Annotated in this window: 19 protein-coding genes and 2 tRNA genes; 14 read left to right on the forward strand and 7 right to left on the reverse strand. The window is 69.6% G+C overall.

The genetic code is table 11. From position 1 onward, the window contains the following. Positions 1 to 77 precede the first annotated feature (77 nt). Positions 78 to 1,109, reverse strand: a complete 1,032-nt coding sequence (locus DEI85_RS04995; RefSeq protein WP_111123084.1) for a LacI family DNA-binding transcriptional regulator — start codon at positions 1,107 to 1,109, stop codon at positions 78 to 80. 118 nt (positions 1,110 to 1,227) lie between these two features. On the opposite strand from DEI85_RS04995, the gene DEI85_RS05000 reads away from it, so the two are divergent. From DEI85_RS05000 to DEI85_RS05030, 7 genes are all read left to right on the forward strand, one after another. Further along, positions 1,228 to 2,502 (forward strand): ABC transporter substrate-binding protein, encoded by a 1,275-nt coding sequence (locus DEI85_RS05000; RefSeq protein WP_111123085.1) that lies wholly within the window; start codon positions 1,228 to 1,230, stop codon positions 2,500 to 2,502. 33 nt (positions 2,503 to 2,535) lie between these two features. Beyond that, positions 2,536 to 3,414 (forward strand): carbohydrate ABC transporter permease, encoded by an 879-nt coding sequence (locus DEI85_RS05005; RefSeq protein ID WP_110859204.1) that lies wholly within the window; start codon positions 2,536 to 2,538, stop codon positions 3,412 to 3,414. Next, positions 3,411 to 4,388, forward strand: a complete 978-nt coding sequence (locus DEI85_RS05010) for a carbohydrate ABC transporter permease (RefSeq protein ID WP_196783367.1) — start codon at positions 3,411 to 3,413, stop codon at positions 4,386 to 4,388. Before DEI85_RS05005 ends, DEI85_RS05010 begins: the two co-directional genes overlap by 4 nt. After that, on the forward strand, positions 4,388 to 5,803 hold the full coding sequence (locus tag DEI85_RS05015; protein WP_111123086.1) for a glycoside hydrolase 5 family protein: 1,416 nt from the start codon (positions 4,388 to 4,390) through the stop codon (positions 5,801 to 5,803). The genes DEI85_RS05010 and DEI85_RS05015 overlap by 1 nt, the downstream gene beginning before the upstream one ends. A gap of 14 nt (positions 5,804 to 5,817) precedes the next feature. Continuing rightward, positions 5,818 to 8,829: an alpha-mannosidase gene (locus tag DEI85_RS05020; protein WP_111123087.1), complete on the forward strand. Its 3,012-nt coding sequence runs from the start codon at positions 5,818 to 5,820 to the stop codon at positions 8,827 to 8,829. Between the two features lie 28 nt (positions 8,830 to 8,857). Next, complete coding sequence (locus tag DEI85_RS05025; RefSeq protein WP_110859207.1) at positions 8,858 to 9,823, forward strand: endo-beta-N-acetylglucosaminidase H; 966 nt, start codon at positions 8,858 to 8,860, stop codon at positions 9,821 to 9,823. A 224-nt stretch (positions 9,824 to 10,047) separates the two neighbouring features. Beyond that, positions 10,048 to 10,338, forward strand: a complete 291-nt coding sequence (locus DEI85_RS05030; RefSeq protein ID WP_110859208.1) for a DUF1905 domain-containing protein — start codon at positions 10,048 to 10,050, stop codon at positions 10,336 to 10,338. Positions 10,339 to 10,355: 17 nt separating this feature from the next. Here the strand turns inward: DEI85_RS05030 and DEI85_RS05035 are convergent. Continuing rightward, a tRNA-Gly gene (locus tag DEI85_RS05035) sits at positions 10,356 to 10,429 on the reverse strand. Positions 10,430 to 10,483: 54 nt separating this feature from the next. Between DEI85_RS05035 and DEI85_RS05040 the strand changes: the two genes are divergently transcribed. The 5 genes from DEI85_RS05040 to DEI85_RS05060 all read left to right on the forward strand — a co-directional run bounded on the left by DEI85_RS05040 (position 10,484) and on the right by DEI85_RS05060 (position 13,775). Further along, positions 10,484 to 10,759, forward strand: a complete 276-nt coding sequence (locus DEI85_RS05040; RefSeq protein WP_110859209.1) for a hypothetical protein — start codon at positions 10,484 to 10,486, stop codon at positions 10,757 to 10,759. Positions 10,760 to 10,852: 93 nt separating this feature from the next. Then, positions 10,853 to 10,929 (forward strand) — tRNA-Pro (locus DEI85_RS05045). 53 nt (positions 10,930 to 10,982) lie between these two features. Beyond that, complete coding sequence (gene tig / locus DEI85_RS05050) at positions 10,983 to 12,290, forward strand: trigger factor (RefSeq protein ID WP_027464695.1); 1,308 nt, start codon at positions 10,983 to 10,985, stop codon at positions 12,288 to 12,290. 169 nt (positions 12,291 to 12,459) lie between these two features. After that, positions 12,460 to 13,089: an ATP-dependent Clp protease proteolytic subunit gene (locus DEI85_RS05055; protein WP_035807635.1), complete on the forward strand. Its 630-nt coding sequence runs from the start codon at positions 12,460 to 12,462 to the stop codon at positions 13,087 to 13,089. Between the two features lie 26 nt (positions 13,090 to 13,115). Continuing rightward, positions 13,116 to 13,775 carry an ATP-dependent Clp protease proteolytic subunit gene (locus tag DEI85_RS05060; RefSeq protein ID WP_027464696.1) on the forward strand — a complete coding sequence of 220 codons (660 nt, stop codon included), beginning with the start codon at positions 13,116 to 13,118 and terminating at the stop codon, positions 13,773 to 13,775. Positions 13,776 to 13,838: 63 nt separating this feature from the next. Here DEI85_RS05060 and DEI85_RS05065 read toward each other — a convergent pair whose 3' ends face one another. Beyond that, complete coding sequence (locus DEI85_RS05065; protein WP_181419998.1) at positions 13,839 to 14,447, reverse strand: copper resistance CopC family protein; 609 nt, start codon at positions 14,445 to 14,447, stop codon at positions 13,839 to 13,841. A gap of 50 nt (positions 14,448 to 14,497) precedes the next feature. Continuing rightward, positions 14,498 to 15,226: a YcnI family copper-binding membrane protein gene (locus DEI85_RS05070; RefSeq protein WP_181419999.1), complete on the reverse strand. Its 729-nt coding sequence runs from the start codon at positions 15,224 to 15,226 to the stop codon at positions 14,498 to 14,500. Between the two features lie 236 nt (positions 15,227 to 15,462). Here DEI85_RS05070 and clpX point away from each other — a divergent pair, with 236 nt between their 5' ends. Further along, positions 15,463 to 16,743, forward strand: coding sequence for an ATP-dependent Clp protease ATP-binding subunit ClpX (gene clpX / locus DEI85_RS05075; RefSeq protein ID WP_017886000.1), 1,281 nt, complete (start codon positions 15,463 to 15,465; stop codon positions 16,741 to 16,743). A 130-nt stretch (positions 16,744 to 16,873) separates the two neighbouring features. Here clpX and DEI85_RS05080 read toward each other — a convergent pair whose 3' ends face one another. Continuing rightward, positions 16,874 to 18,898, reverse strand: a complete 2,025-nt coding sequence (locus DEI85_RS05080; protein WP_110859212.1) for a M3 family metallopeptidase — start codon at positions 18,896 to 18,898, stop codon at positions 16,874 to 16,876. A gap of 303 nt (positions 18,899 to 19,201) precedes the next feature. Then, positions 19,202 to 19,783: a TetR/AcrR family transcriptional regulator gene (locus DEI85_RS05085; protein WP_110859213.1), complete on the reverse strand. Its 582-nt coding sequence runs from the start codon at positions 19,781 to 19,783 to the stop codon at positions 19,202 to 19,204. A 122-nt stretch (positions 19,784 to 19,905) separates the two neighbouring features. Here DEI85_RS05085 and DEI85_RS05090 point away from each other — a divergent pair, with 122 nt between their 5' ends. Continuing rightward, positions 19,906 to 20,745 carry an alpha/beta fold hydrolase gene (locus DEI85_RS05090; protein ID WP_110859214.1) on the forward strand — a complete coding sequence of 280 codons (840 nt, stop codon included), beginning with the start codon at positions 19,906 to 19,908 and terminating at the stop codon, positions 20,743 to 20,745. 140 nt (positions 20,746 to 20,885) lie between these two features. Here DEI85_RS05090 and DEI85_RS05095 read toward each other — a convergent pair whose 3' ends face one another. After that, on the reverse strand, positions 20,886 to 21,137 hold the full coding sequence (locus tag DEI85_RS05095; RefSeq protein WP_181420000.1) for a hypothetical protein: 252 nt from the start codon (positions 21,135 to 21,137) through the stop codon (positions 20,886 to 20,888). Positions 21,138 to 21,213 lie beyond the last annotated feature (76 nt).

The following is a 21,213-nucleotide window of genomic DNA, read 5'->3' on the forward strand; positions in this document are numbered from 1 at the left end:
CGCCGTCGCAGGTGCGGTGTGGCGCGCCGGTCGCGGCGGCAGCACGAGTGAGTCGTCGGCGCCGACCTCCGGAGCGGTCAGACGGGGGCGCGGCCGGTGGACTCGCGGACGCTCAGGGTGAGCGAGGGGCCCGCGCGTGACGGGAGCGGGGTGCTGGCGTCGATCTGCGCGCGCAGCAGGGTCGCCGCACGCTGCCCGAGCTCGACCGTGTCGCGGGTGAGCGAGGTGATCGCCGGCCGGACGAGCCGGATCATCGCCGAGTCGTCGAAGGACACGATCGAGACGTCGCCGGGCACCGCGACGCCCATCTCGCTCGCCACGCCCAGCCCGGCGACGGCGAGCACGTCGTTGTCGTAGACGATCGCGGTCGGTCGGACGCTCCTCGACAGCAGGGTGCGGGTGGCGCTCGCGCCGGCCTCGGCCGAGTAGTCCGTCGGTACCGAGACCGCGTCGTCGAGCCCCTCGTCGGCCGCGAACGCCCGGAGCCGGTCCATGCGCATGGCGGTGTGCTCGAACTCGGGCCTGCCGGCGACGTGCGCGATGCGTCGGTGCCCGAGGGCGTGCAGGTACCGCAGAACCGTGTCGGTGGCGTCCGAGTCGTCGATCCAGACGGTGGGTGCGGCGCCGTCGGGGGAGGGGTGCGAGCCGACGACGACGGTCGGCATGCCGAGGTCGGCGAGCAGGGCGAGCCGGGCGTCGTCGCGACGGGGGTCGATCACGATGACGCCGTCGACACGGTGTCCGCGCCACCAGTCCCGGTAGGTCTCGAGTTCCTCGTCCGCGTCACGCGCGACGAGCAGGTTCATGCCGACGTGGGTGCCGGCGAGCCCGAGCTGGATGCCGGAGATCAGGTCGCCGAAGAACGATTCCGTGCCCAGGGTCCGGGCGGGGCGGTTCAGCACGAACCCGATGGAACCGGCCTTCGCACCGCCGAGTGCCCGGGCTGCGGTGTGCGGCTGCCAGTCGAGCTCGAGGGCGATCTCGCGCACGCGGCGGCGGGTCTCGTCGGAGACACCGGGGCGGTCGTTCAACGCGAACGACACCGCGCTGATGGACACGCCGGCCCGCGCGGCGATGTCGGCGATCGTCGTTCGACGCTTGGTGGCCACGGGGTTGACTATAGCGCTTTAGTCATTCACAGTGGCTGCCACACACGGGTTCGGTGACTGTTGCTGAACCGGTTCAGCTATGACGAGGGAGTCAGACGCCATGAGGACCACCACACGCATGACGAGGGGCCGCGCCACCGCGCTGCTCGCGACGGCCGCCGCGACGGCGCTCGTCCTGACCGGCTGCTCGAGCGGCGGGAACGCGGCCGACGGCGGCGACGGCGAGATCAGCGGCACCATCACCCTGCAGACCTGGGCGCTCACGCCGACCTACACGGGCTACCTCAACGGGGTCATCGAGGACTTCGAGCAGGCCCACCCGGACGCGAAGGTCAAGCTGCAGGACCAGCCCGGCGACGGGTACGCCGACAAGGTGCTCAGCCAGGCTTCGTCGAACAGCCTGCCCGACGTGATCAACCTGCCGCCGGACATCGCCCTGCCGCTCGCGAAGCGCGGGTTCCTGCAGGACGTCGCGAAGGATGACTCGAAGCTCGACAGCACGTACGTCGCCGGGGCACTGGACTCGTACGAGTACAAGGGCGTCGACGGCACGTTCGGGTACCCCTGGTACCTCAACACCGACGTGAACTACTGGAACTCGACGATGTTCGCCAAGTGCGGCCTCGACGCGAAGAACCCGCCGAAGACCACCGACGAGCTGTTCACGCAGGCGAAGACCATGCACGACAACTGCCCGACCGACTACCTGATGAGCCGCAAGCCGGGCCTCGGTGACTTCACGCTCGCCGGGGTCAAGGTGCTCAACGCCGACGGCACGAAGTTCACCTTCGCCGACTCGTCGAAGGCCGCCGACCTGATCGACCGCTACAAGGACGCGTACCAGGACGGCTACATGCCCTCCAACGTGCTGAACAGCGACTACCTCGGCAACTCCACCCTGTTCACGCAGGCCAAGGTCGCCTGGACCACCGGTGGCGCCACCTCGCTCGCCGACTTCGAGAAGAACAACCCGTCGCTCAAGGGCAAGGTCACCGTCAGCCCCGCACTCGACACCCCGCCGCTCTACGTCCAGGGCCTGTCGGTCTCGAGCAAGTCGAAGCACCTCGCCACCGCCGAGGCCTTCGCGAAGTTCATGACGAACGCGAAGAACCAGGAGGCGTTCGCCCACGAGGTCAACATCTTCCCGTCCACCACGTCGTCGCAGTCCGACCCGTACTTCTCGAAGGACGACGGCACCGTGAACGGCGAGGCCCGGGTCCTGGCGAACGAGGCCCTGAAGACGGCGAAGGTCATCAACCCGGTCGAGGCGAACTCCGCGATGACGGACTTCCTCGACCAGCAGATCGCCCTCGCGATGAAGGGCCAGGTGGCGCCCGAGAAGGCGCTGCAGACCGCCCAGACCAAGATGAACAGCCTGCTGGCCAACGGCTGATCCAGCCCCGAAGAAGGAAGAGGGAGGATCGTCATGCGTGCCAACCGTTGGTACACGCCCTGGTTGCTCGTCCTGCCGGCACTGATCTGGCTCGTCGCGTTCAGCCTGTGGCCCTCGATCAACACGGTCCGGTTGTCGTTCACGAACGCCAGCCCGCTCGGCGGCGTCAGCCAGTGGGTCGGGGTCGAGAACTTCGAGACCCTGCTCGCCGACCCGCAGGTGTGGGAAGCGCTGCTCAACAGCGTCATCTACATGGCGGTGTGCCTGCCGCTGCTGACGGTCCTCCCGCTCCTCATCGCGGTGCTCGTGCAGCAGAAGCTGCCCGGGATCGCGTTCTTCCGCACCGCGTTCTACACGCCGGTCATCGCGTCCGCGGTGGTCGTCGGGCTCATCTGGACGTGGATCCTCGACGACCGCGGCGTCATCAACGAGATGGCGCAGGCCCTCGGCGTCGTGCAGGGCAGCGTCCCGTTCCTGACCGACCGGTGGCTGCTGCTCCTCAGCGCCATCAGCCTGACGGTGTGGAAGGGGCTCGGCTACTACATGATCATCTTCCTGGCCGCCCTCGGGAACGTCGGCAAGGACCTGCACGAGGCCGCCGCGCTCGACGGCGCCGGCGCGGTCCGGCGCTTCTGGTCGGTCACGATGCCCGGGGTCCGCGGCACCATGACGCTCGTCGGGATCCTGGTGTGCGTCTCCGCGCTCCGGGTGTTCAGCGAGCTCTACATCCTCACCAACGGCACCGGCGGGCCCGGCGGGCAGGACAACTCGCTCGTCATGCTCATCCAGCAGTACGCCCGCGGCTTCACCGGCAACCTCGGCTACGCGTCCGCCCTGAGCCTCCTGCTCTTCGTCGTGACGCTCGTGCCGATGCTCGCCCTCGCCCGGATGAACAGCAAGGCGGACAAGTGACGAACACGACCAGCACGACCGAACCCGTCATCGGCGGCGCGCAGGGCGCAGCCAGCCCGACGCCGGACGTGACCGGCGCGACGGGCGCGGGGCGGGCCTCCAGGCAGAACGGACGCGACGGACGCAAGCGGCGCCGCGCGGTCTGGGGCGTCATGTCCACCCGCGAGAAGGTCGTCCGCTACGTCCTGCTCATCGTGGTGCTCTTCATCACGATCGGCCCGTTCCTGTGGCAGCTGTCCACGTCGCTCAAGGGCGCTGGCGAGGACATCTACACGGCGAACCCGTCGTTCATCCCGTCCGAGCCGACCATCGAGAACTACCTGAAGGTCGCCGCCGCGATCCCGGTGTGGCGGTACATCGGCAACTCACTGCTCGTCGCCGCGATCGACGTGCTCGGCAACATCGTGTTCGCGACCCTCGCCGGCTTCGCCCTCGCCCGTCTGCAGTGGCGACACCGGAAGCTCGTGCTCGGCCTGTTCCTCGGCACCCTCGTGCTGCCCGGCGAGGCGACGATCATCTCGCAGTTCGTCACCGTGAAGGACCTCGGCCTCGCCGACAACCTGGTCGGCGTCGCCCTGCCCGGCATGATCGCGGCGCTCAACGTCCTGCTGATGTTCAACGCGTTCCGGCAGATCCCCGAGGAGATCGACCAGGCCGCGGTGATGGACGGTGCGAACGCCCTGCAGCGCCTGCGCTACATCTCGCTGCCCGCCGTGCAGGGGACCATCGCCGTCATCGCGATCTTCTCGTTCATCGGTGCGTGGGACGACTTCCTCTGGCCGCTCATCGTGCTGCAGTCGCCCGAGAACCTCACCCTGACCGTCGGGTTGCAGTACCTGCAGGGCACGTTCGCCACCGACCAGCGGATGATCGCGGCCGGCACCATGATCGCCTTCATCCCGATCGCCGTGATCTTCGCCGTCCTGCAGCGCTTCTTCTTCAAGGGCGTCGAAGAGGGCGGTGTGAAGGGCTGATGCGCTTCGGGGTCAACTACACGCCCTCGGTCGGCTGGTTCCACTCGTGGCTCGACTTCTCGCGGTCGGACACCGCCAGGGACCTCGAGGCCATCGCGTCGATCGGCGCCGACCACGTGCGCATCTTCCCGCTCTGGCCGGTCGTCCAGCCGAATCGGACACTCATCCGGCAGCAGGCCCTCGACGACGTCGCGACGGTCGTCGACCTCGCCGACTCGTTCGGGCTCGACGTCAACGTGGACGCCCTGCAGGGGCACCTGTCGAGCTTCGACTTCGTGCCGTCCTGGCTGGACAGCTGGCACCGCCGCAACATGTTCACCGACCCGGACGTGGTCGCGTCGACCGCCGCCTACGTCCGGGCGCTCGCCGGAGCGGTCGCCGACAGGCCGAACCTGCTCGGGATCACCATCGGCAACGAGGTCAACCAGTTCGCACACGCGCCGCACCCCGCACCGCACGCGATCACGGCGGAGCAGGGGCACGCGTGGGCGGCGGCGATGGTCGCGGCGGCGCGAGCGGGGCTGTCGGACGGGTCGTCGGGGTCGGCCGGGTCGTCGGGGTCAGCCGCGTCGTCCGTGTCGGTCGGCCTGGAGGCACGGCTCGACCCCGCCTCGTCGGTCCCGTCCGCCATCGGGTTGCGCCCCGGGCCGCTGGTCACCGTCGCGCAGTACGACGCGGCGTGGTACGACGACGCCCAGCCCTTCGGCCCGGAGCACGCGGCGGACCACGGTGACGCCACGGTCACACACTCGTGGGTGTTCAACGGCTCGGCGGCCCTGCACGGCGCCCTCGGGGCCGGGTCGGTGCGGCACGGGGAGTACCTGCTCCAGCTCGCCGCGGCCTGGAACCGCGACGCCGCCCGTCCGAACTGGCTGCAGGAGGTCGGGGCCCCCACCAACGTCGTCGACCCCGCCGACGCCGCCGCGTTCACCGAGCAGACCATCCGGCACGTCCTCGACGCGCAGCAGGTGCTCGGGGTGACGTGGTGGTGCTCCCACGACGTCGCCCGGTCGCTCGCGGACTTCCCGGAGCTCGAGTACGACCTCGGGCTGTTCACGAACGACGGACGACTGAAGCCCGCCGGCGAGGCGTTCGCCGCCCTCGCCCGCGCCGAGCACACCCGCGACGCCCGCGCCGCACCGCCGGCCACCGCGCTCGTCCTCGACGACGTGCTGTCCGACGGCACCGACCGGCGCGGCACCCGGGCCGACTGCGCCCCCGGCGGTCGGTTCGCCGCCGCCTGGCTCGCCCTGGCCGAGGCCGCGCCGGACGGCCGCGGCCCGCAGGTCGTCCTGCGCTCCCGACTGTCGGACACCGCGCTGCTGGCCGCCCGCGGCATCGACCGCTGCGTCGACGTGCCGTCCGACCTCGACACCACCACCGTCCGCGTCGCCCACCCGGCGACCACGCCCTGACCCCGGAAGGCCCCATGCACGACGACATCCCCCTCACCACCGGACGCGCCCGCCGGGTGCTCGACGAGCGGATCACCCCCGCGGTGCACGCGACCACGACGGCCCTCGAGACCGCCTGGCACGAGCTGCCGGGGGAGCCGATCCCCCCGACCGAGGGGCTCGCGCTCACGTTCGAACCCTACGAGGTCGGCACGCCGTGGGGTGCGGCCTGGGGCACGACGTGGTTCCGGCTGACCGGGACTGTGCCGACCGAGTGGGCCGGACGCCGGGTGGAGGCCGTGATCGACCTCGGCTTCGACAAGAACATGCCCGGGTTCCAGTGCGAGGGACTCGTCTACCTGGCCGACGGCACACCCGTGAAGTCGATCAACCCACGCAACCAGTGGGTCCTGGTCACCGAGCGGGCCGAGGGCGGGGAGACCGTCGAACTCTTCGTCGAGGCCGCGTCGAACCCCGTCCTGCTCGACTACCACCCCTTCCTGCCGACGCAGGAGGGCGACGTGCAGACCTCGTCGTCGAAGCGCCTGTACGCCACCCGCCGGATGGAGCTCGCCGTGTTCGAGTCCGAGGTGCACGAACTCGCCCTCGACGTCGACGTCCTGCTCGAACTGCAGGCCGAGCTGCCCGCCGGACCCCGACGCATGCGGATCCTGCAGGCCCTCGACGACGCCCTCGACGCGCTCGACCTGCAGCACATCCCGGAGACCGCCGGTGACGCCCGTGCAGCGCTCGCCGAGGTGCTCGCCGCTCCCGCCGAGGCCTCGGCGCACACGATCTCGGCCGTCGGGCACGCCCACATCGACTCCGCCTGGCTCTGGCCCGTGCGCGAGACCATCCGCAAGGTCGCCCGCACCACCTCGACCATGACTGAGCTCATCGACCAGACCGACGACTTCCTGTACGGCATGTCGAGCGCGCAGCAGTACGCGTGGATCAAGGAGCACCGTCCCGAGGTCTACGCCCGCGTCAAGGCTGCGGTCGAGGCCGGCCGGTTCCTGCCGATCGGCGGCATGTGGGTCGAGTCCGACACCGTGATGCCGACCGGCGAGAGCATCGTCCGGCAGTTCTCGCAGGGCCAGCGGTTCTTCGAGCGCGAGTTCGGCATCCGGCCCAAGGGCGTCTGGCTGCCCGACAGCTTCGGGTACTCGCCGGCGCTGCCGCAGCTCATGCGTCGTGCGGGCTTCGAGTGGTTCTTCACGCAGAAGATCTCGTGGAACCAGGTGAACAAGTTCCCGCACCACACGTTCCTGTGGGAGGGCATCGACGGGTCGCGGGTGTTCTCGCACTTCCCGTCGATGGACACCTACAACTCGCGGTTGTCCGGCAGCGAGGTCGCGAAGGCCTCCCGCCAGTTCCGCGAGAACCGACTCGCCACCGGCTCGATCGCCCCGGTCGGCTGGGGTGACGGCGGCGGTGGGACGACCCGCGAGATGACCGGCACCGCGGCACGGCTGGCCGACCTCGAGGGCAGCGCGAAGGTCCGCTGGGAGCACCCGGACGCGTTCTTCGACCGGGCGAAGTCCGAGCTGACCGACCCCCCGGTGTGGGTGGGTGAGCTGTACCTCGAGCTGCACCGCGCGACGCTCACGTCGCAGCACGGCACGAAGCAGGGCAACCGCCGCTGCGAGCAGCTGCTCATCGAGGCCGAGCTCTGGGCCGCGACCGCCGCCGCCCGCACCGACTTCGCCTACCCGTACGACGAACTCGACGCCCTGTGGCAGCAGGTCCTGCTCCAGCAGTTCCACGACATCCTGCCGGGCACCTCGATCGCGTGGGTGCACCGCGAAGCGGTCGAGCGCTACGCCGAGACGGCCGCGGCGCTGACCGCGATCATCGACCAGGCGCTCTCGGCGCTCGCCGGCACCGGAGACGCAGCCGTCGTCGTGAACCCGGCCCCGTTCCTCCAGGCCGGTGCACCAGCGCAGGGAGCGGTCCTGGCGACCGACGTGGCGGCGGCGACCGCGGTGTCGCTGACCGAGCAGGACGGCGGGTACGTGCTGGCGAACGACCTGGTGCGGGTCGTCGTCGACGCGCGGGGGCTCGTGACGAGCGCCGTCGACCTGGCGAGCGGGCGCGAGGCGATCGCGTCCGCACAGGCGGCGAACCTGCTGCAGCTCCACCAGGACTTCCCGAACATGTGGGACGCGTGGGACGTCGACCGGTACTACCGGAACCGCGTCGAGGACCTGGTGTCGCTGTCGGCCCTCGACGCATCCGTCGACGAGGCCGGGGTCGCACGGGTCGTCGTCTCGCGGGTCTTCGGTGACTCGACGGTGACGCAGGAGATCGTCCTGGCGCCGGGGTCCCGCACGGTCGAGTTCGACCAGGTGACCGACTGGCACGAGACCGAGAAGTTCCTCAAGGTGGCGTTCCCGCTCGACGTCCGTGCCGAGCACACCGTCGCGGAGACGCAGTTCGGCGCGCAGAAGCGGGTGACGCACACGAACACCTCGTGGGAGGCCGCGAAGTTCGAGACCTCGATGCATCGCTACGTGCTGGTGTCCGAGCCGGGCTTCGGCGTCGCGCTCGTGAACGACTCGATCCACGGCTTCGACACCACGCGTGACGCCGTCGACGGGCACGTCACCACCACCGTGCGGCTGTCGCTGCTGCGGGCACCGCGGTTCCCGGACCCCGAGACCGACCAGGGCGTGCAGACGCACCGGTACGGCATCGTCATCGGCACCGACCAGCTCGGAGCCACGTCAGCCGGCGTGCGGATGAACGCGGGCGCGCGGACGATCACCGGGGCGCACGGCTTCGACCCGCTGGTGCAGGTCTCCGGCGACGTCGTGCTGTCGAGCGTGAAGCTCGCCGACGACCGGTCCGGCGACCTGGTCGTGCGCGTCTACGAGCCGTCGGGGCAGCGGGGGACCGGGGGCATCGAGGCCGACGGCGCGGAGTTCGGCCCGGCTGCCGAGGTGACGCTGCTCGAAGAGCCGCTGACCCCGGCCGGGGTGGTCGACGCGTCCTCGTTCGCCGTCGACGCCTACGAGGTCCGCACCTTCCGCTTCCCACGCGAGTGATCGATCCATCCACACAAGGAGGAACGCCATGAAGAAGTCCACGAAGTTCAGCATCGCGACCGTACTGGTCGCCATGCTCGCGGCACCACTGGTGCCCGCCGCAGCATCCGCGGCGCCCTCCTCGTCCGGGTCCAGCCACGGGCACGGGCACGGTCCGTCCCACGGCGGCGGTCACGGTCACGGGCACCACGCTGCGCCCACCAAGTCGGGGCCGACGAGCATCGCCTACGTCGAGGTGAACAACGACGAGCTCGCCAACGTCGGTCGGTACACGCTGGCGAACGGCGCGAACGCGTTCGACGTGGCGATCATCTTCGCCGCGAACATCAACTACGAGGACGGCAAGGCGGTCCTGTACAACAACGAGAACGTGCAGCGCACCCTCGACCAGGCCGCCACGCAGATTCGCCCGCTGCAGGCCAAGGGCATCAAGGTCACGCTCTCGGTGCTCGGCAACCACCAGGGCGCCGGCCTCGCGAACTTCCCGACGAAGGCCGCGGCGCGGGACTTCGCGGCGCAGGTGTCGGCGACGGTGAAGCAGTACGGACTCGACGGGGTGGACCTGGACGACGAGTACTCCGACTACGGCGTGAACGGTACCCCGCAGCCGAACCAGCAGTCCATCGGCTGGCTCATCAGTGCCCTGCGTGCGGACATGCCGGGCAAGATCATCTCGTTCTACGACATCGGCCCGTCGTCCGACGCCCTGAAGACGGCGAACCCGTCGATCGGTGGGAAGCTCGACTACGCCTGGAACCCCTACTACGGCACCTACACGGCGCCGACGATCCCGGGCCTGCCGAAGTCGAAGCTGTCCGCCGCCGCGGTCGACATCCAGAACACCCCGCAGGCCACCGCAGTGTCGCTCGCACAGCGCACGAAGGCCGACGGGTACGGCGTCTTCATGACGTACAACCTGCCGGGAGGCGACGAGTCGGCGTACGTGTCGTCGTTCACGAACGTGCTCTACGGCCAGGCCGCGTCGTACCGCTGACGCTCGCATCCTGACGGAGGCTCGCGCCCCGTGCTCCCCGGCTCCGGCCTGGAGGCGCGGGGCGCGTCCGTCGTCCGGTCCCGCTGGTCCGGGGGAGGCACCAGTTCCTCCTCGCGAATGACGGTTCCGGTTCGCAGACCCCGGCGATCGTGAACCGGAACCGTCATCCACCGAAAACGAATCCCGGCCCGGCGCGCTCGACGCCGCGGTCGTACGATCGCCGCATGGAGCTCGAGTTCCGCGGCGAGGTGATCGAGTGGCGCGGCCCGTCACCCTTCTTCTTCGTCGTCGTGCCGCCGGACGCCGCCGAGGTCATCGCGGACCTCGCGCCGGTGCTCACCTACGGGTGGGGTGTGATCCCGGCCCGCGTGACGATCGGCCCGGTGACGTGGACGACGTCGCTGTTCCCGAAGGACGGCGGGTACCTCGTGCCGTTGCGGGCGGCGGAGCGGAAGCGTGCCCGTGTCGATCTCGGTGACTCCCCGGAGATCACCCTCGAGTTCGCCGACCCCTGACGGGAGAGGTGAGGTTGTGGAGGGGATGACGGGAATCGAACCCGCGTAGCCAGTTTGGAAGACTGGGGCTCTACCATTGAGCTACATCCCCGCGCCTGCGCACCAGGCGCAGCCCGACCATCGTAGCGGACGAACGAGCACCGACATGCCGACGCGCGTCATCCCGAAGCCAGACCCCGGCGCCGCGCGGACCATCCGCTGGTCGCGGGTGGTCTCGTACGTGCTGGTGGTCCTCGCCGCCGCGGTCCTGTCCCTGCGCCCCGACCTGTTCGGCGATCCGCAGTCGCAGCCCGCGCACGCACTGCTGCACGTCTGGCGGATCGTCGTCGGACTGCTGCTCGCGGTCGCCGCACTCGGGGTCCAGGTGGCCGTCGGGATCCGTTGGCGACGCGGACTGCGACGTGCCGCTGACGACGACTGAACAACGTCCGGGAACAGCGCGGCGTCGGACCGCTAGACTCACCGGGGTCGCATGCGCCCTGCGCGTGCGCGGCCGATCCCTGGCACACACCAACGGGGCGTAGCTCAGCTTGGTAGAGCGCCCGCTTTGGGAGCGGGAGGTCGCAGGTTCAAATCCTGTCGCCCCGACCAGGTCCTTCGAGCACCACCGACCACACGAACGTCAACCAACAGGAGAACATCCCTTGGCCACCAGCACCGTCGACAAGGTGAGCGACACCCGCGTCAAGCTCACCGTGAACGTGACGCCGGACGATCTCAAGCCGAGCATCGACCACGCCTACAAGCACATCGCCGAGCAGATCAACATCCCCGGCTTCCGCAAGGGCAAGGTCCCGCCGGCGATCGTCGACCAGCGCGTCGGCCGCGGCGAGGTCCTGAACCACGCCGTCGGTGACGCCATCGACAACTTCTACCGCCAGGCGGTCGAAGAGCAGGAGCTGCGCATCCTCGGCCGTGCCGAGGCCGACGTCGCCGAGCTGCCGAACGTCGCGGACTTCACCGGCGACCTCGTCCTCACCTTCGAGGTCGACGTCCGCCCTGAGTTCGACCTGCCGGACTACTCCTCGTACGAGCTCACCGTCGACGCCGTCGAGGTGTCGGACGACGAGATCGAAGAGGAACTGCAGAACCTCCGCACCCGCTTCGGCACGCTCGTGACGGTCGACCGTCCGGCGAAGACCGGCGACTTCGCGCAGATCGACCTCACCGCCAGCATCGGTGACGACGAGGTCGACTCGGCCACCGGCGTCTCCTACGAGATCGGCTCCGGCGACCTGCTCGAGGGCATCGACGAGGCGCTCGAGTCCCTGACCGCCGGTGAGTCGACGACCTTCGAGTCGAAGCTCGTCGGTGGCGACCGCGAGGGCGAGACCGCCCAGATCGCCGTCACCGTCACCGCCGTCAAGGAGCGCGAGCTCCCCGAGGCCGACGACGAGTTCGCCCAGATCGCCAGCCAGTTCGACACCATCGACGAGCTCAAGGCGGACCTCAAGGAGCAGATCGCGAAGTCCAAGACCTTCGGTCAGGGCGCCGCGGCTCGCGACAAGCTCGTCGAGAAGCTCACCGAGGACGTCAACATCCCGATCTCGGAGCAGCTCATCGCCGACGAGGTGCACCGTCACCTCGAGCAGGAGAACCGCCTCGAGGACGAGGAGCACCGCAAGGAGGTCTCCGAGTCCAGCGAGACCGCCTTCCGCTCGCAGATCCTCCTCGACGCGATCGCCGAGAAGGAAGAGATCCAGGTCTCGCAGGAGGAACTGACCCAGTACCTCATCCAGGCCGCCGCGCAGTACGGCATGGAGCCGGCCGAGTTCATCAAGGTCATCGACCAGAACGGCCAGATCCCCGGCATGGTCGGCGAGGTCGCCCGTTCGAAGGCGGTCGCGACCGTCCTGTCGAAGGTGACCGTCAAGGACACCAACGGCGACGCCGTCGACCTGTCCGCCTTCACGGCGGGCGTCGCGCAGGAGCCGGCAGGGGACGCCGAGTAACGATCTCGACGCCACCAGCACGACTTGACGGGAGGCACGGTGCCAGCTGGCACCGTGCCTCCCGTCCGTCGTTTCCGCACCTTCGCATTGCCGACAGCGAACAGACGAGAACTGGTGCGTTGCACCCGATAAGTTCGACAACAAGCGACAACTGAACGGGAGCTTTTCCATGGCCGAAGCAACACTGAACCCCAGTGTTTTTGACCGCCTTCTGAGAGACCGGATCGTGTGGCTCGGCTCCGAGGTCCGCGACGACAACTCGAACGAGATCGCAGCCAAGCTGCTGCTGCTCGCCGCCGAGGACCCTGAGAAGGACATCTACCTCTACATCAACTCGCCCGGTGGTTCGATCACCGCCGGCATGGCGATCTACGACACGATGCAGTTCGTCCCGAACGACATCGTCACCGTGGGCATCGGCCTCGCCGCGTCGATGGGACAGTTCCTGCTGTCCTCCGGCACGCCCGGCAAGCGCTACATCACGCCGAACGCGCGCGTGCTGCTCCACCAGCCGTCCGGTGGCTTCGGCGGTACCGCCGCCGACATCCAGACGCAAGCCAAGGTCATCCTCGACATGAAGCAGCGCATGGCGGAGCTCACGGCCGAGCAGACCGGCAAGTCGGTCGAGCAGATCCTCAAGGACAACGACCGCGACAACTGGTTCACGGCGCAGGAAGCGCTCGAGTACGGCTTCGTCGACCACCTCCGCGCCTCGAGCGCCGAGGTCATCGGCGGTGGTGGCACCGTCGGCGACGGCGAGACGCCCACCAGCGCAGCCGAGCCCGACGCCCAGTCCTGATCACCACCGAAGAAAAGGAAACGAGAATGCATCTCCCCATGCTCGGTGGCGCGCAGAACGTCCCGGCTCCGTCCAATCGGTACATCCTGCCGAGCTTCGAAGAGCGCACGGCCTACGGCTACAAGCGCCAGGACCCGTACGCCAAGCTGTTCGAGGACCGCATCGTGTTCCTCGGCGTGCAGGTCGACGACGCGTCGGCTGACGACGTCATGGCCCAGCTGCTCGTGCTCGAGTCGATGGACCCCGACCGCGACATCGTGATGTACATCAACTCGCCCGGTGGCTCGTTCACCGCGATGACGGCGATCTACGACACGATGCAGTACATCCGTCCGCAGATCCAGACGGTCTGCCTCGGCCAGGCTGCCTCGGCCGCGTCGGTGCTCCTCGCCGGTGGCACCCCCGGCAAGCGCCTCGCGCTGCCGAACGCCCGTGTGCTGATCCACCAGCCCGCGACCCAGCAGGGTGGCGGTCAGGCGTCCGACATCGAGATCCAGGCGGCGGAGATCCTCCGCATGCGCACCTGGCTCGAGGAGACGCTGTCGAAGCACTCCAACAAGACGCCGGAGGAGATCAACCACGACATCGAGCGCGACAAGATCATGTCCGCGCAGGAAGCCGTGGAGTACGGCCTGATCGACCAGGTCCTCACCAGCCGCAAGAACCTGCCGGCGCTCGTCAAGTAGCACCAGCACGAACGACGAAGGCCCCGCACCGAACGGTGCGGGGCCTTCGTCGTTGCGCGGTGGTCAGTCGTCGGTGTCGTCGGACTCCGGGGCCGGCTTGCGACGCAGGAGCAGCAGCACCGCGACGACCACGCCGACCAGCACGATGCCACCGGCGCCGATCCAGATCGCGTCGGACGCCGCCGAGTCGCTCGACCCCGAGGCCGTGCCGGTGGCGGTGTCCGAGCCGGTGTCGTCGTCACCCGCAGTGGCGCAGGTCGGGGGCTTCGCCGCACCCGAGGCCGGAGTGAAGCCCGACGGTGCCTTCCAGGTGAAGGGGTACTCGTCGGACACGGTGTGCCCGTCGGCTGAGACGATCTGCCACTCGACGGTGTACCCGCCCGAGTCGCCGAGTGCGGCGGTCGTGGTCATCGACGGCCCCTCGACGTCGACGCAGCCGTCCTCGTAGTACCTGCCGTCGGGGCCGACGATGCGGAACGCGAAGCCCGACCCCGAGTCGCCGATGTCGAGCAGCTTGTCGTTCGTCGTGATGTCGAACGTCTCCGGCAGTTCGGTCAGGGTGCCGCCGACCTCGGGGTCGGACGAGACCAGGTAGTTGTGCGCGCTGGCCGGACCGGCGAGCCCGAGGACCGCACCACCGGCGATCGCGACGGCCGCGGCGGTCCCGGCCACGAGCCTCCAGGCAGAGGGCCGCGGGTGGGACCGACGCGAGCCGCGCCGCGTCACTTGGCGGAGCTCCGACGACGCGTGCCGGCGACGGCGACGACCAGTGCGACGGCACCGAGCACCAGGCCGCCGAGGCCGAGGAAGCGACCGACCAGGTCGGGGTCGCTCGAGGCGGTCGTGCCGGCGGCCTCGGCCGTCGGGGTCGCGGCGATCGGGTCACCGTCGTCGTCCGTCGCCTCGGCGGCGGTCAGCGTGATCGAGGGTGCCGGGTGCTCGGGCTCGGCTTCGCCGGCCTGCTGCTCCTGGTTCCACTCGACGCTGCCCTTCTCGCAGGTCTGGATCGCGGGGAACTCGACGAGGTCACCGGCCTTGCCGTCCGGCAGCGAGAACGAGAGTGCGAAGGTGTCGCGCTCGTCGGCGGGCAGGGGGGTCTTCGCGGTGTACGTGACGCTGGTGACACGCTCGGCGGCCGTCTCGGCGTGGTCCTCGTCCGATGCCGAGGCCGACGGGTCGGTGTAGGGCTCGGTCGCCTTCGTGATCGTCCAGTTCGGGTTCACGGTGGGCGTGACCTCGATGACGGACTCCGGCACCTGGAACTCGATCTTGGTGGTGGGGGAGCCGTCGCAGCCGTGCGGGACCGAGAAGGTCGCCGTGGTGTACGAGTTCGCTGCGGTCGACGTGGCCGTGGCGGACACGTGCGCGCTGGCCGTCGTGGCGCTACCGAGGACGATGACGGCCGCGACACCGAGGGTGACGGCGCCGCCGGCGGCGAGACGCTTCTGCATGGGGTTCCTTCCGGGGTGGTTCTGCACCTGCTGTTCTACAAGATGTAGAGAAGTCCGGATCACCGTAGCAGGGTCGCACGCCCAGGGCGAACGCGCGGGCGGATTCCGGAGGGGCATCGCGGTCGGTGTCACCGGTTGCGGTTAGGCTCGTGTCCACGACGAGGTGCCCACCAGCAGCGGTGCACCAGCGGTGGTGCGACAGCGCGGCCGACATGTCCAATCAGGGAGGCACGGGAATGGCACGCATCGGAGAGAGCGGCGATCTCCTCAAGTGCTCGTTCTGCGGCAAGAGCCAGAAGCAGGTCCAGCAGCTCATCGCCGGACCGGGCGTCTACATCTGCGACGAGTGCGTCGAGCTCTGCAACGAGATCATCGAGGAACGTCTGGCCGAAGCCGGCGAGGACACCTCGAGCGGGGACTTCGAACTGCCCAAGCCGCGGGAGATCTTCGACTTCCTGCAGGAGTACGTCATCGGGCAGGACCCGGCGAAGCGCGCCCTCGCCGTGGCCGTCTACAACCACTACAAGCGCATCCGGGCGCAGGGGCAGATCACCGCCGCCGAAGACCGCGACGACATCGAGATCGCCAAGTCGAACATCCTGCTCATCGGCCCGACCGGCTGCGGCAAGACGTACCTGGCGCAGACGCTGGCCAAGCGCCTCAACGTGCCGTTCGCCGTCGCGGACGCCACCGCCCTGACCGAGGCCGGCTACGTCGGCGAGGACGTCGAGAACATCCTCCTCAAGCTCATCCAGGCCGCCGACTACGACGTGAAGCGCGCCGAGACCGGCATCATCTACATCGACGAGGTCGACAAGATCGCCCGCAAGGCCGAGAACCCGTCGATCACGCGCGACGTCTCCGGCGAGGGCGTGCAGCAGGCGCTGCTCAAGATCCTCGAGGGCACGGTCGCCTCGGTCCCGCCGCAGGGTGGCCGCAAGCACCCCCACCAGGAGTTCATCCAGATCGACACGACGAACGTGCTGTTCATCGTGGCGGGTGCGTTCGCCGGGCTCGAGGACATCGTGTCCTCGCGCGTCGGCAAGCGTGGGATCGGCTTCGGGGCGCCTCTGCACAGTGCGACCGACCACCAGGACCTCTACTCCGAGGTGCTGCCGGAAGACCTGCACAAGTTCGGTCTCATCCCCGAGTTCATCGGCCGTCTGCCCGTCGTCACCACGGTGTCGCAGCTCGACCAGGCGGCGCTCATGCAGATCCTCACCGAGCCGAAGAACGCGCTGGTCAAGCAGTACCAGCGGATGTTCCAGATCGACGGCGTCGAGCTCGAGTTCGACCAGGGTGCGCTCGAGGCCATCGCGGACCTCGCGGTGCTGCGCCAGACGGGCGCCCGCGGGCTCCGGGCGATCCTCGAAGAGGTCCTCGGCCCGGTGATGTTCGACGTCCCGTCCGACGACGACGTCGCCCGCGTGGTGATCACCCGTGAGTCCGTGCTCGAGAACGCGGCGCCGACGATCGTGCCGCGACCCCGGGCCAAGCGCGTCGAGAAGTCGGCGTAGCCCTCCGGAACCACGAAACGGACACAGCACCTCGGAATTCCGTGGTGCTGTGTCCGTTTCTTGGTGCGAGCCGGGGCCGGTGCCCGTGCCGGTGTCGCCGCCGGGGACGGTGCCGGTGTCGCCGCCGGGCCTACTCCAGCCCGCGGCGCCGCAGCAGCGGGCCGACCTCGGCGTCGCGGCCGCGGAAGTCCCGGTACGCCTCCAGCGGGTCCTTCGCCCCGCCGACCCCGAGCAGCCGCTCGGCGAACCGCTTGCCAGCCCCGCGGTCCAGCCCGCCGTTGTCGCGGAACCACTCCACCGTGTCGGCGTCGAGCACCTCGGACCAGATGTACCCGTAGTACCCGGCGTCGTACCCGCCCGAGAACGTGTGCGCGAAGTACGTCGACGAGTAGCGCGGCGGCACGGCCTCGACCGCGATGCCGGCGGCGGCGAGGGCGTCTCGCTCGAAGTCCGCGACGGACGTCACCGCCGCGGCGTCGGCTGCCGAGAGCCGGTGCCACGCCTGGTCGAGCAGTGCTGCGGCGAGGTACTCGGTGGTGCCGAAGCCCTCGTTGAACCCCTCGGACTCGCTGAGCCCCAGGACGAGCTCGGGCGGCAGGGGCGCGCCGGTCTCGTGGTGCTTCGCGTAGTTCGCCAGCACGGACGGCCACGACAGCCACATCTCGTTCACCTGGCTCGGGAACTCGACGAAGTCCCGCTCGACGTTCGTGCCGGAGAACCGCGGGTAGGTGGTGCGGGCGACGAGGCCGTGCAGGGCATGCCCGAACTCGTGGAAGAGCGTCTCGACCTCGTCCTGGATGAGCAGGGTGGGGGAGCCGGCGGACGGCTTCGCGACGTTGAGGTTGTTGACCACGACGGGCAGGGTGCCGAGCAGCTCGGACTGCTCGACGACGGGGTTCATCCACGCGCCGCCGCGCTTGCCGTCGCGCGTGTAGAGGTCGAGCAGGTACAGTCCGACGGGCTCGTCGTCGTCGCCGGTGACCTCGAAGACCCGCACCTCGTCGTTGTAGCCGTGCAGGTCCGGGCGCTCGGTGAAGGTCAGACCGTACAGGGCGCCCGCGGCGTGGAAGACCCCGTCGTGCAGGACCCGGTCGGCCTCGAAGTACGGGCGGAGCGCGGTGCTGTCCGCGGCGAACTGCTCGCCTCGCAGGATCTCGGTGGCGTACGCCCAGTCCCACGACTCGATGTCGAAGCCGACCGTGCGCGACCGGACCGCGCGTTCGTCGTCGGCGTTCCGTGCAGCAGCGCCGACGAGCGAGGACAGCAGCCCGTCGACGGCCTCGGGGGTCTTCGCCGTCTCGTCGGCGGTGACCACAGCGGCGTGGTTCGGGAACCCGAGCAGCTCGGCGCGCTCCGCGCGGAGCCGGACGATGCGGAGCAGCACGTCGCGGTTGTCGTACTCGTTGCCGCGACGACCGCGGGCGAGCGAGGCGCGCATGATCCGCTCGCGCAGGTCCCGGTTCGCCAGCGAGGACAGCCACGGGTGTCCTGTGTAGAGCGGCAGCGTGATGAGCCAGCCGTCCAGGCCCCGGTCGGCAGCGGCGGCGGCCGCGGCGGACTTCGCACCGTCGTCGAGCCCCTCGAGCTCGTCCTCGCTGGTCACGTGCACGGCGGAGTCGTTGGTGTCCTCGAGCAGGTTCCGCTCGAAGGTCGTCGTGAGGGTCGAGAGCTCCTGGTTGATCGCGGTCAGACGCTCCTTGCCCGCGTCGTCGAGGCCCGCGCCCGCCAGGGTCATCTCGGCGTGCGTCCGCTCGACCAGTCGCAGCGCCTCGCCCGCCAGTCCGGCGGCCTCGGCACCGTCGAGCACCGCCTGCACGCGGGCGTACAGGCGGGAGTCGAGCGTGATCGCGTCGCGGTGGGCGGCGAGGAGCGGGGAGACCTCGGCCTCGAGGTCGTGCAACTCCGGGGTCGAGTCGGCCGACGACAGCGTGAAGAACACGTGGCTGACGCGGGTCAGCAGCTGCCCGGATCGCTCGAGTGCGACCAGGGTGTTCTCGACCGTCGGGGCGTGCGGGTCGGTGGCGATGGCCTCGACCTCGGCGCGCTGCTCGGCCATGCCGGCCTCGAACGCCGGTCGGTAGTGCTCGAGTCGCACGTCGTTGAAGGGCGGCAGGGCGTAGGGGAGGGTGCTCGGGACGTCGAACGGGGTTGCCATCTGCCCACCCTATGCACGGGTGCTGGAGTGCGTTCCTTCCCATGACGCCCGGACTGGGAAGCGGATTCGGGCGTACCTGGTCGAAACAACCCACCCGGTACGCCCGGAAACACCAGGTACGCCCGGAAACAACAGGTACGCCCGGAACGACCCGGTACGCCCGGAAACACCCGGTACGCCCGGAAACAACAGGTACGCCCGGAACGACCCGGGGAGCGCACCCGCGCCCGGCGCGACCAGTGAGCGGACGGGAGGCCCGTGGCGGTCTCGCCACGGGCCTCCCGTCCGCATCGTGGTCGCGTGTCAGCGCATCGCGGCGTCGATCAGGGTCACCGCGGCTCGGCGCGCGTGCGCGGCCGGCGCCGTGGTGCCGGCGATGGCCGCGGTGGTCTGCGCGCCCTCGGCGAGCAGTGCGAGCTGCGCGGCGAGCTCTTCGGCGTGCTCGGGGTCGGTGACGACCTCGGCGGTGAGCCGCTGCACGAACCGCTGGAACGAGTCCTTGTGCTCGCGCGCGATCTCGGCGACCGCGGGCGAGGTCGCGCCGAGCTCGCCGAACGCGTTGATGAACCCGCAGCCGCGGAACGTGTCGTCGCCGAACCACGACTCGAGGAAGTCGTAGACCGCCAGGAGCTTGTCGCGCGGGCTGGCCGCAGCCTCGACCGCGCCGTGCACGCCCTGCTCCCACATGTCGTGGCGGCCGGCGAGCACCGCGGCGATGAGCTGCTCCTTGCCGGGGAACGCCGCGTACAGCTTCTTGAGGGAGACCCCTGCGCCCGTCCGGATCTCGTCCATCCCCACGGACTGGATCCCGCGCGTGTAGAACAGCTGGTCCGCGACCTCGACGATGTGTGCTCGGACGTCCGGCTCGACGGTGCTGGTGGCCATGTGTGTACCCCGTTCCCTGAGTGTTCACCGTTCTCGACTTGCGCCGGGAACGGGCGTTCTCTACTGTAGTCCACATCGGCGGAGAACGATCGTTCTCCGCGATACCCAGGGAAGGAACGATCATGGGTGCCATCACCGTCGGAACCGAGAACAGCGTCGACATCGAACTCCACTACGAGGACAAGGGCCAGGGGCAGCCGATCGTGCTGATCCACGGCTTCCCCCTCGACGGCAACTCGTGGGAGGGGCAGGTCCCGATGCTCCTCGAGGCCGGCTACCGCGTCATCACGTACGACCGCCGTGGCTTCGGCCAGTCCTCGCAGCCGTCCACCGGCTACGACTACGACACCTTCGCCGACGACCTGCACACGGTCCTCGAGACCCTCGACCTGCGCGACGTGATCCTCGTCGGCTTCTCGATGGGCACCGGTGAGATCGCCCGCTACATCGGCCGCCACGGTGAGGACCGGATCGCGAAGGTCGCGTTCCTGGCCTCGCTCGAGCCGTTCCTCGCCATCACCGACGACAACCCCGACGGCGCCGGCCCGATGTCGTTCTTCGAGGGCGTCGCCGCCGACGTGGCGAAGGACCGCTACGCGTACTTCACGAACTTCTACCAGGACTTCTTCAACCTGTCGGAGAACCTCGGCTCCCGCATCTCCGAGGAGCAGGTCCGCAACGCCTGGAACATCGCGGCCGGCTCCGGCTCGATCGCGTCCGCTGCAGCACCCCTGACCTGGCCGACCGACTTCCGCCAGGACATCCCGAAGGTCACGGTCCCCGCCCTGATCGTGCACGGCACGTCGGACAACATCCTGCCGATCGACGCCACCGGCCGACGCTTCACCCAGGCCCTGCCCGCGGCGGAGTACGTCGAGATCGAGGGCGCCCCGCACGGCCTGCTCACCACGCACACCGCCGAGGTGAACGAGGTCCTGCGCACCTGGCTCGCCGAGTCCTGATCCCTCGGCGATCACGCGGGCGCTCCCCGGAGGGCGCGTCCGCAGCGTGAGCAGGAATGGTCGGGTCCCCACCGGGGACCCGACCATTCGTGCACACCGAGCGAGGTCCGCGCAGCGAACCACGCGCAGCGCGCCGCGCGCTAGTCCTCTTCGCCCGCGTCGTCGGGGTTCGTCACCTGGGCGTGCCCGAGCGCGTCGAGGTGGATCGAGGTCCCGTCGTCGAGCTCGACGATCGGCTTGCCCTCGAGGAACGTCAGGGTCCAGCCCCACGTCGCCGTGTCGACGGACTCCGCCGCGAGCTCGTCCTCGACCTCGCGCACGGCGACGACCATCACCTCGGGCAGTCGCGCAGGCGGCTCCCCACCCACGTTCCAGCGTGTGCCCAACTGCATCCGTGCCTCCAGTCCGTTCGTTTCGTGAGCAGGAATGGTCGGGTCCGCCTGACGGACCCGACCATTCCTGCTCACC

Origin of the sequence: Curtobacterium sp. MCBD17_026, from assembly GCF_003234895.2 — a bacterium.
In the GTDB taxonomy this organism is placed as follows: Bacteria; Actinomycetota; Actinomycetes; order Actinomycetales; family Microbacteriaceae; genus Curtobacterium; species Curtobacterium flaccumfaciens.